This window comes from Bacillus sp. 491mf (assembly GCF_900112415.1).
Lineage (GTDB): Bacteria > Bacillota > Bacilli > Bacillales > Bacillaceae_G > Bacillus_A.
This window is the reverse complement of record NZ_FOLV01000003.1, coordinates 122,388-138,917: the sequence shown is the minus strand read 5'-3', so window position 1 is coordinate 138,917 and position 16,530 is coordinate 122,388. Positions and strand designations below refer to the sequence as shown.

The 16,530-nt window shown below is 38.7% G+C and carries 9 protein-coding genes and 1 pseudogene; all 10 read right to left on the bottom strand.

Annotated features, from left to right (window positions below):
• Positions 1-39: 39 nt before the first annotated feature.
• Positions 40-3,762 carry a helicase-exonuclease AddAB subunit AddA gene (gene addA / locus BM211_RS05195; RefSeq protein ID WP_090995487.1) on the bottom strand — a complete coding sequence of 1,241 codons (3,723 nt, stop codon included), beginning with the start codon at positions 3,760-3,762 and terminating at the stop codon, positions 40-42.
• Complete coding sequence (gene addB, locus BM211_RS05190; RefSeq protein WP_035437338.1) at positions 3,759-7,268, bottom strand: helicase-exonuclease AddAB subunit AddB; 3,510 nt, start codon at positions 7,266-7,268, stop codon at positions 3,759-3,761. The genes addA and addB overlap by 4 nt, the downstream gene beginning before the upstream one ends.
• A gap of 76 nt (positions 7,269-7,344) precedes the next feature.
• Entirely contained in the window at positions 7,345-7,908 is a 564-nt protein-coding gene (gene lepB, locus BM211_RS05185; RefSeq protein WP_035437583.1) for a signal peptidase I, read from the bottom strand.
• A 53-nt stretch (positions 7,909-7,961) separates the two neighbouring features.
• Positions 7,962-8,561 carry a TVP38/TMEM64 family protein gene (locus BM211_RS05180; RefSeq protein ID WP_090995722.1) on the bottom strand — a complete coding sequence of 200 codons (600 nt, stop codon included), beginning with the start codon at positions 8,559-8,561 and terminating at the stop codon, positions 7,962-7,964.
• 336 nt (positions 8,562-8,897) lie between these two features.
• The gene (locus BM211_RS05175) at positions 8,898-9,098 is read right to left on the bottom strand and encodes a cold-shock protein (protein WP_035437341.1); all 201 of its coding nucleotides are present in this window, start codon (positions 9,096-9,098) and stop codon (positions 8,898-8,900) included.
• 312 nt (positions 9,099-9,410) lie between these two features.
• A pseudogene (locus BM211_RS05170) lies at positions 9,411-10,205 on the bottom strand (N-acetylmuramoyl-L-alanine amidase); the annotation flags it as partial.
• Between the two features lie 700 nt (positions 10,206-10,905).
• Positions 10,906-11,484 carry a competence protein ComK gene (locus BM211_RS05165; RefSeq protein WP_035437343.1) on the bottom strand — a complete coding sequence of 193 codons (579 nt, stop codon included), beginning with the start codon at positions 11,482-11,484 and terminating at the stop codon, positions 10,906-10,908.
• Between the two features lie 394 nt (positions 11,485-11,878).
• On the bottom strand, positions 11,879-12,937 hold the full coding sequence (locus tag BM211_RS05160) for a GH25 family lysozyme (RefSeq protein WP_035437346.1): 1,059 nt from the start codon (positions 12,935-12,937) through the stop codon (positions 11,879-11,881).
• 379 nt (positions 12,938-13,316) lie between these two features.
• On the bottom strand, positions 13,317-14,594 hold the full coding sequence (aceA, locus tag BM211_RS05155) for an isocitrate lyase (protein WP_035437348.1): 1,278 nt from the start codon (positions 14,592-14,594) through the stop codon (positions 13,317-13,319).
• A 14-nt stretch (positions 14,595-14,608) separates the two neighbouring features.
• Positions 14,609-16,198, bottom strand: coding sequence for a malate synthase A (gene aceB / locus BM211_RS05150; RefSeq protein ID WP_090995484.1), 1,590 nt, complete (start codon positions 16,196-16,198; stop codon positions 14,609-14,611).
• Positions 16,199-16,530: the final 332 nt, after the last annotated feature.

Sequence of the window (16,530 nt, the reverse complement as noted above, 5' to 3'; positions counted from 1 at the left end):
AAAAAAACGGAGGGATTCCCTCCGTTTTCTCGTTTTCCATCAATCTACTTGCAATACGTGACTACCATCAAAGAAATATAAATATGTTTCTTTTACAGATTGATGTAGACTTTTCTCTAACGCCTTGCGATAAAGGGCAAGCTGTGTTTTGTACCGTTCTTCTAATATTGGCCGCGCTTGTTCGAATCCACCTGGGAATCGCCCTTCAATTGTATCTGTTTTAAAATCAATTAAAACGATGCCATCTTCTTCCTCAATCATACAATCGATAACCCCTTGAACAAGGATAGATTCGTCTTGTTCATCTGTCCAATCTTGATATGCTTCATCTGCTGATAACATCATTGTAAACGGTACTTCGCGCTCTACATGCTTTGCAGCTAATAATCGTTTTCCGAGTTCTGTTTCAAAAAATGCAACAATTTTTTCCGGTGCTATTTCTTCTGCTTGTTCAAATGTTAACAGCTCTTTATTCACCATTTCCGCAATTTGTTCTTGAATTACTTCAATCGTTATTGTTTTCGCTAAGTTTACATGCTGCATAACCGTATGAACGGCCGTCCCGCGTTCTGCATACGTAAGTCCTTTTTTCTCCATAAAACGCGGACGCGTTTCAATTGGTGCACGAACTCGTTTAATAAACGACGTATCACTACCCTCTTGCGATTGGTAGTTTCGTTTAATTTCCGTAACAGATTGCTTGGCGCGGTGCGTTGCTGCATCTTCGAATCTGTACTGCCATGTTAACCTTTTATACACTTCCTCTTGCTTTTCACTGCAAAGAGAAACTGCTTTCTGCTCCCTGAGCGCTTCTAACAACTCTTGTTTTTCTTCTTTCATTGGCTCCGGTGCTTGCAACTCTGCCGCGTCAACCGCTTCTACTTTCCAGTTTGCATCATATTCGTATAAATCAGCTGGAATACTTCCTTGTCCCATCTGCAAAAGCATGTCGCTATCTTTATGTCTGCATAATGATGGTACAATCCAATCTAAATAACAAGTTGCCCCGGCACGTACATAATCCGGCAATAACCATTCGGTATGTTCGCGGGCATCTAACCATTTCTGGATTTCTTTTTCTTTATCTTTTACAGTTCCAATTAAAATGAGCTTTTCTTTCGCACGTGTTAACGCTACATATAAAACGCGCATTTCTTCGGCAATCAGCTCCATTTTCATTTTGCGCTTAATCGCAAGCTGCGATAATGTCGTATATTTAATACGCTTTTTCGGATCAATAAACTGCGAACCAAATCCGTAATCTTTATGCAGCAAGAAACGTTTCATTAAATCTTGTGTATTAAAACGTCTGCCAAGCCCTGCGACAAATACAACTGGAAACTCTAGTCCCTTACTTTTATGAATGGTCATAATGCGCACAACATCTTCTTGTTCACCAAGTGCACGTGCTGTTCCCATATCATCACCGCGTTCTAGTATCCGCTCAATAAAACGCAAGAAGCGGAATAAACCACGGAATGAAGTCGATTCATATTGACGAGCACGGTCATATAAGACGCGAAGGTTTGCCTGGCGTTGCTTACCAGCGGGAAGACCACCCACAAAGTCATAATAACCTGTTTCACGATACACTTTCCAAATTAAATCAGAAAGCGACTGCTGATGCGCAAATTCACGCCACTCTTGTAAATGCTCGTAAAACCATGATATTTTCTCATGCAATTCTTTCTCTTCCTCTAAAGGTGCGCCTTGCAAAAACGAGCGCATTACTTCATAAAAGGAGCCCTTTTTCCCATGAGAACGCAGCGTCGCCAGTTCTTCGTCTGTTAATCCAACAATTGGCGAACGAAGCACAGCTGCTAACGGAATATCTTGCGCCGGATTATCAATGACGCGAAACAAGTTCATCATTACATTCACTTCTGTCGCTTCAAAATAACCTGTCGCAAGCTCTGCATACACAGGAATACCTTGCTGTTTTAACTCTTCCATAATTTGCGGCGCCCACGGCATCGAGCGCAGTAAAATAACAAAATCACGATACGTAACAGGGCGCATGCCGTTTGTTTTTCGGTCATATATTTCATAACCAGAATCGACCATTACTTTTATTCTTTGGGCAATGAGGCGCGCTTCTAATTGCGCCTTTTCTAATTCAACGCCTTCCTCTTCATCCGTTGCTTCGCTATCAGATTGATGGATAAACAGCAATTCTGCTGCTGTATCCTCCCCTTCCGGATAGCTCGCTCCAAGCTTTAACTCAGCGTCTTCATCATAATCAATTTCTCCGACAGCTTCGCCCATAATTTGTTTAAAAATATAGTTTGTCCCTGCGAGTACTTCATGACGACTGCGGAAGTTTTTCGCTAAATCAATTTTCATGCCACCATCGATGCCTTCAGATGTAAAACGTTTATATTTCCCTAAAAATAGTCCTGGCTCTGCTAAACGGAAGCGATAAATACTTTGCTTCACATCGCCGACCATAAATAAATTACCATCTTGCTCCGAATCTTTCGTTACAAGCTTAATAATCGATTCTTGCACAAAATTTGTATCTTGATATTCATCAACAAGCACTTCTGTAAACTTTTGACGGTACTGCCACGCAACTGGTGATGGACGCAGTTCTCCCTCATTTGTACGCTCACTTAAAATTTGTAAGCAAAAATGCTCTAAATCTGTAAAATCAACCATCCCTTTATCGCGCTTAATCGCTTGGAACTGTTCTGTAAATACTTTTACAAGATTAACAAGCTTTTGCAGCACAGGGTGCATATCTTGAAAATCGCGTAAAAAACTTTCTGGACTACGGCTAAATAATTCTTCATGCAGTTTCTTTACTTCATCTTTCGCTTTATTCCGCAAACCATCAACTTGCTTCACAATCTCTTCATTATAATCACTCTTTTTAATACGCTTTAACGTTTGCCAAGAAGCAGTTTGCATCGCTTCATATGTGCTTGTCCAAGAACCGTAAGCTGCTTCGGACAAGTTCTGAAGTAACAAAAGATCCGCCTGCAGCGTTTCAACGCGCGGTGCTGGGCCGTCTGGTAACATCGCAAGCTCAATCGCTTTTTCAATATATTGCTTTGCCGTTTCCAACTGCACCTTTACATCCTCTAATAAATACGAAGCGTACTGTAAATCTGCAATTGTTTTTCCTTCGACGTTATATGCATCAACTAATTTATCAAGCCAGCCGTTCGGATCCGGATGCGCTCTTGACTCAGTATGAAGCGCCAAAATCATCCGCTGCAGATCATCGTCAGTGCGGTCGCTCGTGTAACGATCGACAAGTTCAAAAAACAACTCATTATTCTCCATGCCGTACTCTGCTTCTAATATGTCATCGAGAACTTCTTCTTTTAACAATTCATTCTCCGTTTCATTCGCAATGCGAAAACGCGGATCAACATCGAGCATATAATAATACGTTCGAATCACTTGTAAACAGAAAGAATGAATTGTCGAAATCGATGCTCTGTTTAGAAGACTCAGCTGTTTGCGAATGTGCGGCGAAACTGGATCAAGGGTCAATACTTTTTCTAGCGCTTCTCCAATTCGGTTTTTCATCTCTTGCGCCGCTGCATTCGTAAACGTTACGACAAGCAATCGATCGACATCAACTGGATTGTCCTCTCGAATCATTTTCCGAATAATACGTTCAACAAGTACCGCTGTTTTTCCCGACCCAGCTGCAGCTGCAACTAAAATATCACGGCCATCCGCAACGATTGCTTTCCACTGATCCTCGGTCCACTGACTTCCTTCTGGTTTTGCTGGCCAAGTTCGAATCATGACTGGGTCTCCTCTCTCATCTTCTCTAATGCTTCACTATCTTTCATATCTTGCAGTGCTCTGTATTTGTTATCTTCTAACGACTCGTCAAATTGACAAACAGAGCGGAAATTACAAAACGTACATGCTGTTTTGTTCCCCATTTTATACGGCGCGATATCGATGACACCTTCTGTTATATCTGTTCCGATGTTTTCAAATGTACGATGTACGTATTTTTGCAGTACATCAAATTCTTGTTCACTCGCAATATCAGAACGAGCACTAAAGCTGCCATCTTTTTTAAGACCCGCTGAAATGATGTTCGAGCTTCCTGTCGTTAATGTGTTATCCATTAAGCGCACGACATCAGCGTCTCCAAGGACAAGCCCTTTCATTTTAAATTTCTTTAAAATTTCTTGTTCTATTTCAGCCTCTGACACGTCGCCTTTCATTTCAACAATTGGATTATGAATATGGAAATACAGGACTCCGGCAGGATTTACATTTCCGCCACGCTCCATCCATTTGCTTGCGTTTGTTGTGACAACATCTAAATATGTTAGCATCTGCAGTGCTAGGCCGTAATACACTTCCGTTAAATCTAATTTTTTCGCACTCGATTTATAATCGATAATACGTAAAAACGTGCCCGTTTCATCTTCCGCTTTATCAACGCGGTCAATTCGCCCAACCACTTCCATTTCCACACCATTTGGTAATCCAAATTTCATAGCTGGCAACGAGTTTGTTCCGCCCATACCAAATCCGACTTCTAAATCAACAGGTACAAATCCACTCGACTTTGCATGCTCTCGTAACACAAGTGACGTACGGAAAATGATTTGCTGCAATTTATGTTTTAAATAATGATGTCTGTTGGAACTTAATAAAATTTGGCGTTGCAAAAGCGGCGCTAATTCTTCAATCACTGTAACGGAAAGATATTCACACTCTTTTACTGTTAAATCAGCCCAAGTCCGCTTTTCTTTCAATAATTTATCAGCAATTTTTTTCAAAGCGGCATGGAACAGTTCCCCGATATCTGGTGCATCTAATTTAAAAATATCACGTTCTTTTAAAGATAAGCCATGCTGCGCAAAATGAGCATACGCACAGCGATTAAAGAGCTCCATACGTGATACGCTGCCTTTAATTTTGTCACCGTATAACTCCTCGCTTACGGCGTTGCTTAATTTACGAGCCCGGTTTCGGTAAAACAAACTGGATAACACACGAATGCTCTTTTGTTTCCATTCCGGCGTTGTAACATAAAAATTGTATACATCCCACCAGAAAGAAAGATTCCCTTCAAAACCGTATCGTTTCCAATTTTGGAGTTGCTGCGTTAAATAAGAAAGTGTCACTTCTGGCGTCGCAACGTATGAAATTTGCTCACTATGAGACAAATCATTGACATCATTCGTTAAAAAGATTTCAGCAGCAGATGGGAACATTCTTTTCACTTTCTTTATGAAGCTAGATGTTAATAGCGTCTTCCCTTCTTCATCTGCAAGTGGACAAGAAATATATAACTTCTCTGCTGCCCTTGTCACTGTTTGATAAATGACAAATTGTTCATCGAGTAACTTTTGCCGCGCTGTTGGTGCCAGTTCGATTCCTGCTGAAACAAGTACTTCTCGTTCTTCATCAGATAATACTCCATCATCTGATGGCGCCGCTGGAATAATCCCTTCATTTGCTCCAATTACAAATGCTGCTCGAATATTTGAAAGACGCGAACGGTCAATATTTGCAATTAACACTTGATCTAAAGACGGTGGAATATTCGCGAACTGGAGCGACTCTAAACCTGTTGTCATCACATTTACAAACATAGACAGAGACATCTTCTCGTCTCCTAGCATTTCAACGCACGTATCTAGCAGCGTGATGACTTGTTCCCATACTTGATCATGATCATTAGCAAATAAGAAATTCCCTTCCTCTTCTGCTTGCAGGCGTAACGCTTCTAATTTTTTCGGAACGTCTAGCTCTTCTAAAAATAAGTAAACTGCTTCACACATACTCATTGTCGCTCTTGCCCGTTTTAATCGCTTTTGCAAACGAATAATCGGTGTGCGAACAATCTCACGAAGACGATTAATCTTTTCTTCCATTTCTCGTTCGCTATCTGTTTGACCGCCATGTACACCATCTAATGAACGGTAACGGCGATATGTCCACGGCTCTTCCGAAGTCCATCGTTTCCCTCGCACGCCATACGCTAAACAGTAATTTTCAAATTCGTCCATTTCATCACGGATTTTCGCTTTATTTCCATCTAACGGGTACAACAGTTCGGTTTTTATACAACGAAATACCGCGTCATAACGCCAATTCCCACTAATAACTTCTAACGCAGAACGAATAAACTCAATTAATGGATGGTGAAGCATAGGGCGTTTTTCATCAATAAAGAACGGAATATTATAATCAGTAAACAATGTCTTCATCATATCGTAATAGCTTTCTCCGTTACGAAGAAGCACTGCGATATCACGGTAACGATACCCTTCTTCTGCTACTAATCTGCGAATTTCGCGCGCAACACCTTCCACTTCTGCCCGCAAATTAGCCGCAGCATATAGTGTAATGTGTGACTCACCTTGAAACTCTGCATACGGACGAGAATCAAAATGCGCCTCTAAATGCGCAAGTGCTGGTGACATAAAACGCGGCTCTTCTCGCATGAAAATCGTATTTTCAATAACAATTTTCTCTTCACTTGCTACTTGTTTGATTTTTTCATACGTAACCAGCGTTTGATAAAATAAATCCAGTTCATCTACTTGCTGTGATAACGTCTGCTCATCAATCGTGAGTGCAATTGTCATCTTTGCTCCGCATCGCAGTAGTTGCCTTACAATTTCTAACTCTTGCGGTGAAAATGTATGAAATCCATCAATATAAATGATGCTATCCTTCACATACTCTGAATAGGGAAGCTTTTCAAATAAAAGCTGCATATAATCTTCAGAATCTAAATATTTTCCAATTAACGCTCGTTCAAAATCATCATATAGAAGCTGCAAATCATACATTTTGTTCGCTAACAGTTTCTGTTCATTGCCATTGCTATGAGCCTCTAATTCCTGCCACATCGCATACACATTTGACGGCGTTAAATTGTGTCGTTTAAATTCCGTAATCATACTGCCCAGTTGTTCAAAAAATCCGTTTTGCTCTGCTGCTTTCTGAAAAACATATAATTCTTCTTTACGCGCCTCGACAATTTTACGAAGCAACATATGCACACCAGATTCATCAATATGAAGGCGGCTTGCTCCGCCTACTTCTTGAAGCACCTTCCACGCTAACCGCGAAAAACTAAACACTTGTGCACGAATCGAGCCGCTTACGTCTCCATTAATTAATGCTTGCTGCGTTTGGAATGTCATTTGCTCTGGCACAAGATATAAAATCGTTTCACCTTTTGGACGATGCTGCAGCTCTTGCTGCACTTCTTGCAAACACATCGTACTCTTTCCACTTCCAGCTCGTCCTATTATAAATCGAAGTGACATGTAAACCCGCCTTTCTATAAGTAAACGTCGATCAATCAAGATCTATCCGAAAAAGAAGGTAATTCGAAATTTCGAATTACCCTTTAGAGAAATTTGTTTGTACTTCATTGATTGGCCAATAGCGTAAATCAACTTTTCCAACAACTTGTTCTATTTTTACAAATCCGAAGTGACGACTATCCCAGCTTCCTAAACGATTATCTCCAATAACAAAGATAAACCCTTGCGGAACAACCTGTTCGTCTGTTAACTCTTCTAGGGTAAAATCTCCTGTTAACTGTCTACCATGAATTTGCTTTTTGTATGCATCTAAATACGGCTCTTCAATAAATTGTCCGTTAATATATAGTTTATCATGTTTGTAGGCAATTTTGTCACCTGGAAGTCCGATAATTCGTTTCACATAATCTTCCTGTTCATTTGCATGAAAAACAACAACATCAAAGCGGTGCAATTCACCAAACTGATAGCCAACTTTATTCACGATCAGCATATTACCATCTTGGAGCGTAGGCATCATCGACTTACCTTCGACAACATACGTTGCAAAGAAAAAAGTGCGAAAAAATACAGCTAATAAAACACCTATTAAAATGACTCTCATCCACTCTATACTTTCTTTTTTCCACTTTCGCTTCATCATGCCACATCCCTTTCTCTTTTCAATAACAGGGGTGCGCTCACTTACGAAGTTTAGTCTCTGCTCAGTTCAAGCTTTACTTCAATTTTCTTTCCGACATACCATAAAACAAAAATGACACCTAGTACGATTGTTGTTTTTACCGGCTTATGCATAAAAGATGCAAGATCATGGCCAACGTAACTTAACACGAAAATCATCACAAGTTTGCCAAGTGAAAGTGCTAAAATAAACTGCCGCTTACTAATACGCGACAAACCCGCTACTACATTAATCAGCGCTGACGGGGTAAACGGAAAACAAAATAAAAGGAAAATGGGTGCAAATCCTTTTCGCTCAATCCATGTCATCGCACTGCGAACTCGTGGATGTCTATTTACAAAAGCAAAAAAGCGACTTCTCCCAAAACGACGAATGATAAAAAACACAAGCATTGCCCCTATACATGAACCGAGCCATGAATAAAAAAAGCCAAGCCATAAACCAAAGGCAACTGCATTTGCCATCACAAATAAAAAGAGTGGCAAAGCTGGAATAAACGCTTCAATCATCGGAAGTCCAATGCCAATTAACGGACCAAATGCTTGATAGCTCTTTAACAAATGTTCCATATTTTCTATTGTGAAATATTCTTTAATTGTTTGAAAATCCATTCTACTATGTACCCCTTTACCTTGCTCTAATGAATTATAATTGCCTTTCTTTGTTTTAAAACTTTGCACGTGGCAGGAAACTCCGGTGCATTGCCAGTCCCTCCCAGGCCATTAAAAAAATTGCTTTTCTGTCTTTTTTTCATAGAGTGACTGAGTAGTTACAAAAATTGATCGTTTACTTTTTCTTGTTATACTTTACCATTATTGAACAATTAGGGGAAATAATCTATCTGACAACTAAATATATATTTATTTTCCATATTCCTTAGAAAAAATCCTTTTACAAATAAAAAAAAGGATGGCAAATGCCATCCTTTTTTACTATGATCTATAAGATTATAGTTTTACAACGTTTTTAGCTTGAGGTCCACGGTTACCTTCTTCTACTTCAAAGCTAACTTTTTCGCCTTCTTCTAAAGATTTGAAACCTTCAGTTGTAATAGCAGAGAAATGTACGAATACATCGTTTTCGCCTGGAACTTCGATGAAACCGAAACCTTTTTCATTGTTAAACCATTTTACTTGACCTGTTTTCATAATAACTTCCTCCTAAAAATAAATATATTGTTTAGTTTTCACAACATAAAAAAAGAATCCACACATTACCAAATGCGAAACAGAATACATACATAATTTTTCTCGCTAGTTTCACGGCACTTGATAATATATGGATTGCTTGATTTAAGTATTCAACTATATATTGACTATACCATATTGAAAAAAGAATGTACAACATAATTTATAAAAATAAAAAAATCGATGCTTATTGAGCGCCGATTCTTTTATTTTAAGAACTTACATTATGAAAAAAAGAGTTCAAATACATGTAAAGAACGATTATTTTTTCGTGTATCGAATGTACGATGCATCATTGTAAATCCACTGATTCCCGCCAACATTTAACCAGTTTCCTGATTTCCCGGACACTTTATATACTTCTCCCTTTTGCACTTTCCGAATAATACTATTACTCGTTGATGGGCCGGAACGTAAATTCACATTATTTCTATTAACATATACCGTACCTTGTGCCTTATTCATTTGCTGCACTTTCGCCCCGCCTGAAAGAGCATTCCCATTATATGCTTTTAACACATCCGCACGAAATTTCGCTTCCGATACGCCGTGACTAGCTAAGTAAGCTAATGGATCTTCATGATCAGTACCACCGAACTTATATGTAACATCTTTATGGGTCAATAACCCTTTAGACGGATGAATATGTCGGTTACGTAAAATCTCCGCTAGCAGCCTTACATAACGATCGTACGAGCGTTTAAACTTTACTGGATTTTTCGTCTCACTTAATTCAACTTGAACAAATCTTTCATTCGCAGTTGGCCCTGCCCCCCACGCACGATATTTTGTACTCGCAGTCTGAATCGTCTCATCCCAATCCACAACATAATGAACAAAAGCGTTTGACCATGTACGAGACTGAAAACGTTGAATGTTAATTGCCGGTACCTCAGGAGTAGCAGTTGAATGTGCTATAACTCCTTCGTACATGCCTATACCATTGCGGTATGGTTCCTTAGGTAACTCTGGAATAATAAGTGTACTATTAGCAAACGCACTATTAACCGAGGTTAATAACGTAATAGATGCTACAGTTACAGAAAATAGCAGTTTAATAGGTTTCATTTTTCATCACCTTCAAAAAATCTTGTTTAATTTATGTAGAACAAATAACTATATATACAAGTTAAAAAACCAACATAAAAATCTCCTTTTTTCGGGGGGAGACGAGAGCATCTAGCCGCGCATTTCTACCATACGCAATATTTAAAACAAAAGGAGAAAGCAAGCATGTCGACAAATTAAAATGAATATATATAAAGCCCCAGTTAAATTTTTATTAGGGAGATTGAGAAATAGTAGAACGCACACTATACGATAATAGATATGCTTTGGGGACTCATCTATATAAATACAAATTAAAAAATGACATAAAAACACTTTTTCTTTTTAGATGGACGAGCCATCTAGCCGCGCATAAAGTGAGATGTCGAAAAATTAAAATGGATTTATATATATTTAAATTATCTCACATAATGACTGTTTAAAACAGAAAAAAAGTTCTGCTAATAAAGGAAAAAATTCTTTTTAGAGGGGAAAGCCGATCAGGATCTGTTTCAGCTCGGCAGATCGACTACTTTTGTGTCGAATGCCGTCGAAGGGTCTTTAAATCGTGTCGAATCGCCGATATATTGTGAAAAGCGCCGATATATTCTAAAAAGTGGTCGATATATCGTGAAAAGCGCCGATATATTGTCAATAACGGAAAAAAGTAATGAGCCAAAAGGCACTTATTTGCCTTTTGGCTCATTTTCACTTCATATTATCAATCTTCTTTTTTAAAAAGATACATTTTTTCGTATGCAGGCGTTAACTCTAAAACCTCATTTTGATTCACTAGTAAAAATTTTGTCGCCGCCTGTTTTCTTTTTCTATCTTCAAATTCTGCTCGAAGTTGTGCTGTTCGATTTCGTTGATTTTCAAAGCTGTTTTTAGATACTTCTAGCTTAATTGTTTGACCATTAATGAATTCAATTAGAATATTTCCATGTGGAAGTTTTGTTATATTTTCAATATGAAAATGCGACAACCAGGCACATTCTTTGCGGGAGTAAGAAAATGTAGGGAAGAAATAGATATAATCTGTAGGACTAATTGCAATCGGTGCTTTATGCGTAAAGCCTGTGTATTCTTTTGTACCATCTTTTCGTCCGCCAAAGCTAGCTCCATATTGACGACAACTTTGTTCCACAATCTCAAGTGGCTTTTGATACACAAAAAATTCATCATTTTCTTCAATCACACGCGTTACAATACGTTTATCATTTAAAACGATTGGAAGCAGTGCAATCGTTTTTGAATTCACAATGTACTGCGGTGTGTACCTTTCGACTTTACCAGTCATTTTCTTCCTCTCCTTTGTCAAATTTGGATAATTTCATGCAATTATCTACATGGATAATTGTACCATTTTATACGTAAAATACCTGATATTTTCAATTTTTTTACAATTAATTAGTAATAAATTAAAATTTCTTTTTATACGTCTGTATGAATAACAGAATGAAACTACATACTCTTCCTATAAAAAATAAAATTATCTTATATACAATTTCAATTTTTTTATTTTGAAATATTTGTAATAAAAGAGAGAGCCAGCTCGAAAGCTGACTTAATTACTACATTTATTGCAGCTGCGCTCAATGAAGTGGGTGGGAACACTTATAGTCATGCTAATCTTCCTTCATCACAAGCTTAACGAACAAGCCGCCCAACTAAAAATGGGCGGCTTTCTTCATTTATCTAATCCAGCTTACATAAGACTCATCAAAATACATCCAACCGCCAGTTTTCAATCCACCACCATTTACGAAAATCCAATTTTCATGGCGATAATGTACATCATATGCTCCAGATTTATTAATCTTCTCAACAACAGCATCACCAGTACTTGCACCTTTTCTAAGGTTGATATCAGTACCATTTACCCAAACGACACCTTTATTTTTTCCATCTTTGTTGATTTTACAAACATCAGCACGTAACCAGTTATTATTCGCGATTTTGTACCAGAAGTAAGAGCCATCATAATGCCAATCAAGGTAAACATGACCGCTTCCTTTTTGTACTTGACGCATAACTTTTGCATTAGCAGATGCATTTTCTCGCACATTCGCAACATCCGCTGTTACAGTGATACCGCCCAAGTTGTTTGTTTGCCAATCTGGAGGTAAAACAACATCTTTATTATCTCCTGCACTGTTGTTACTTCCCTTACCAGTAAACCACTCTAGAGACTTGTCCCCATTTAAACGGTTTACATCGCAATTCCCAATCCCTTCAACATAACCACCTGTTGCATTATCAGCATATTGCCATAAGTCACATGCATATGCAGGTTTTGCTCCATAACGAGGAATCCAAAGGAAATCAGCTTTTACATTTTGTAATCCATATGATTTATACATATGATGAGATACATAGAAACCTACTTTCCATCCTGCAGCTTTGCAAGTATTAATGAACGCTTGTGACGCTTTTGCTAGATTAGTAGAACCGCAACTAGCTAAAGTGTCATCTTCAACATCTAGTACTAGAAATTTAGCGTTAGGACTAACGCGAGCCATAAAGTCTTTTGCTTCTACAATTGCATCTTCCACAGATACATAACAACCATATGCATATGCAGCGTGAGGAATGCCACGTGCTTCTAAATTTTCCACATGCTGTTTATATAGATGATCTACTTTATTTGAACCATATTGCACACGACAAATTGCTAAATCAAGATTCGGAGCAGCTACGTCCCAATTAATATTGTCATTATATTTTGATATGTCTACGATGTTTTTATTCATTATTCGTTATCTCCTTATATTTAGATTATATTAATATTAAAAAAGCAATGCCTTCCGACAGTGCCCTTTTCCTCATACAGCAATTCTTCTTTAGCAACATGAAATTATAATGCAAGTCACATGTGATTTTTACTACGAATTAAACTAAAATCAATTCCGATACATTTATTTTAGTTTAAATACCTTTCATTTCTCTTTCATAAATGTTACAAAAGTCTTTCATTGGTTTGATTCTATAGTGAAAGTACACATGAAAAATTGCCTGCTTTATCAATATACAGAAATCAAAAAGAAGATAACCCCCTATATACAATAGGAGTTATCTTCTTATTTTTAATGGATTTTTTGAGTGGCCCTTGAAAGCTGCCCCTCTCTTTTATCATCGTGTAAACTGCTCTGCCTCTGTCGATCCTTTCAATGCTGTCGTTGACGAAGTTCCGCCCGTAATGACTTGTGCTACTTCATCAAAATATCCTGTACCAACTTCACGTTGATGACGTGTTGCTGAGTAACCGTACTGTTCTGCTGCAAATTCTGCTTGCTGCAGCTCTGAGTACGCAGCCATACCGCGTTCTTTATAACCGCGTGCTAGCTCAAACATGCCATAATTTAAAGCATGGAAGCCAGCAAGTGTTACAAATTGGAATTTATATCCATAAGATGCAATTTCTTTTTGGAAGTTTGCAATTGTTTTATCATCTAATTTTTTCTTCCAGTTAAAGGACGGTGAACAGTTGTAAGCTAATAGTTTTCCTGGGAACTTTTCATGGATTGCTTCTGCAAAGCGTTTTGCATCTTCTAAATTCGGTTCTGATGTTTCACACCAGACAAGGTCGGCATACGGAGCATACGCTAAGCCGCGCGCAATTGCTTGATCCAGTCCAGCTTTCGTTCGGAAGAAGCCTTCTGGTGTTCTTTCTCCCGTAATAAATGGTTGATCAACAGGGTCGATATCACTTGTAATTAAATCAGCTGCGTCAGCATCTGTTCTGGCAATAATGAGCGTTGGTACTCCCATTACATCTGCTGCAAGACGTGCTGATATTAAATTACGCACTGCCGTTTGTGTTGGCAACAATACTTTTCCGCCTAAATGACCACATTTCTTTTCAGAAGAAAGTTGATCTTCAAAGTGAACACCAGATGCTCCTGCCTCGATCATTCCTTTCATCAGCTCAAATACATTTAGTTGTCCGCCAAATCCCGCCTCTGCATCAGCAACAATTGGCACGAAGTAATCAACATCGCCGCTTCCTTCCATATGCTGAATTTGATCGGCACGCTGCAGCGTTTGATTTATCCGTTTTACAACTGCCGGTACACTATTTGCTGGATACAAACTTTGGTCTGGATACATATGACCTGATAAATTCGCATCGGCCGCTACTTGCCAGCCGCTTAAATAAATTGCCTTTAATCCAGCCTTTACTTGCTGCATTGCTTGATTTCCAGTTAATGCCCCTAACGCATGAACGTAGTCTTCACTATGAAGAGAATTCCAAAGTTTTTCTGAACCGCGACGTGCTAACGTATATTCAATATCAACCGATCCGCGAAGACGAATAACATCCTCTGCAGAATACGGACGTGTTACTCCTTGCCAGCGTGTATCCATTTCCCAGCTCTCTTGTAATTGTTCGATTCTTTCATTTCCCATTTTTTCCATCTCCTTTATAAAATTTCATACCCCGGTAACGTTAAAAATGATACAAAATCATCATTTCGAACTAGATTCGTAAATAGTTTCGTAGCTTCGACAAATCGTCCTTTTTCAAAACGATCACTACCAATCTCTTGCTCTATTTTGGCTAGTTCTTCTGCTTTAAATTGCTCTACTAATGCAAGTGTAACCTTTCTTCCATCCTCAAGCTTTCCTTCCTTATGACGAATCCATTGCCACACTTGTGCCCTTGAAATTTCTGCAGTTGCCGCATCTTCCATTAAATGATAAATAGGTGCAGCTCCCCTGCCGCTTAACCACGATGCAATATATTGAATACCGACGCTAATATTTGTACGTAGGCCCGTTTCTGTAATCGTTCCCGCCGGAACTTCTAATAATTTTTGTTCTGTTATACAAATTTCTTCTCGTTTTCGATAAATTTGGTTTGGCGTTGTCATGATGCGATCAAATACTTCCATCGCTACAGGAACAAGTCCCGGGTGGGCAACCCAAGTCCCGTCATGTCCATCACAAGCCTCGCGCTCTTTATCGGCACGCACTTTCTCAAATGCTGCTTCATTTGCTTCCGGATTGTTCTTAATTGGAATTTGCGCTGCCATTCCGCCAATTGCTGGTGCCCCCCTGCGATGACACGTCTGAATGACGCGTAAACAATACGCGCGCATAAACGGAACACTCATCGTCACCTGTGCCCGGTCCGGAAGTAAAAACTGGTCATGATTGCGAAACGTTTTTATGAAACTAAAAATGTAATCCCAGCGTCCACAGTTTAACCCTGCTGAATGATCACGAAGCTCATACAACATCTCATCCATCTCAAATGAAGCGTGAATCGTCTCGAGCAGTGCCGTCGCTTTAATTGTTCCATTTGGAATGCCAATGTATTTTTGCGCAAATGCGAACACATCATTCCATAACCTAGCTTCTAAGTAACTTTCCATTTTCGGTAAGTAAAAGTATGGGCCACTCCCCTTTTTCATTAACTCCTTTGCGTTATGAAAAAAGAACAATCCAAAATCTAATAAACTACCTGATACTTCTTCACCATCTACTAACACATGCTTTTCTTGTAAATGCCATCCACGAGGCCGCACCATTAATACAGCTGTTCGTTCATTGAGACGATATTCCTTACCATTTTCATTTGTATATGAAATCGTTCTCTTAACTGCATCTCGTAAATTTATTTGGCCTTCCATTGCATTTTGCCATGTCGGCGCATTTGAATCTTCAAAGTCCGCCATAAAGATACGCGCTCCTGAATTAAGAGCATTAATAACCATTTTACGGTCAACTGGCCCGGTAATTTCTACGCGCCGATCTTGTAAATCATTCGGAAGCGGTGCAATCGTCCAATCATCTGCCCGAACATTTGCAGTTTCCTCTAAAAAATGCAACAACTCTCCTGCATCAATTCTCTTTTGTTTTTCCACTCGTTTCTGCAGTAATTCCTTGCGGCGTCCGTTAAAGTTCTCATGCAACTCTTTTATAAATGTGAGTGCTTCTGGTGTCAAAATATCCAAATACGCCGGTATTACTTCTCCAACGAGTGTAACCCGCGAAGTTTGCGTCGACATATTAGCCTCTCCTTTTTACAAACTGTTTTATAACAGTTTTGGTTTTTATGTTTATATTATATAACAAAAAAATCAAAAAGGAAGGACTTTTTAGAATTTTTTAACAATATTGCAAAATTGGTTTATATGCACTTTTCATATTTCTGTAAAAGACGAACTACAAAGTCCTGAGTAGGAGTACTATCTTACTGCGTGGTGATGTAATAACTTAATAGAGGTATTTCCTGAAATGAAAATAGTTTACTAAACTAACGGGGACGCAAAAAAAGCAACGCTCAGAATGATAGATTTCTAAGCGTTGCTTTTTTATTAGGCATAGGATTTATAATATG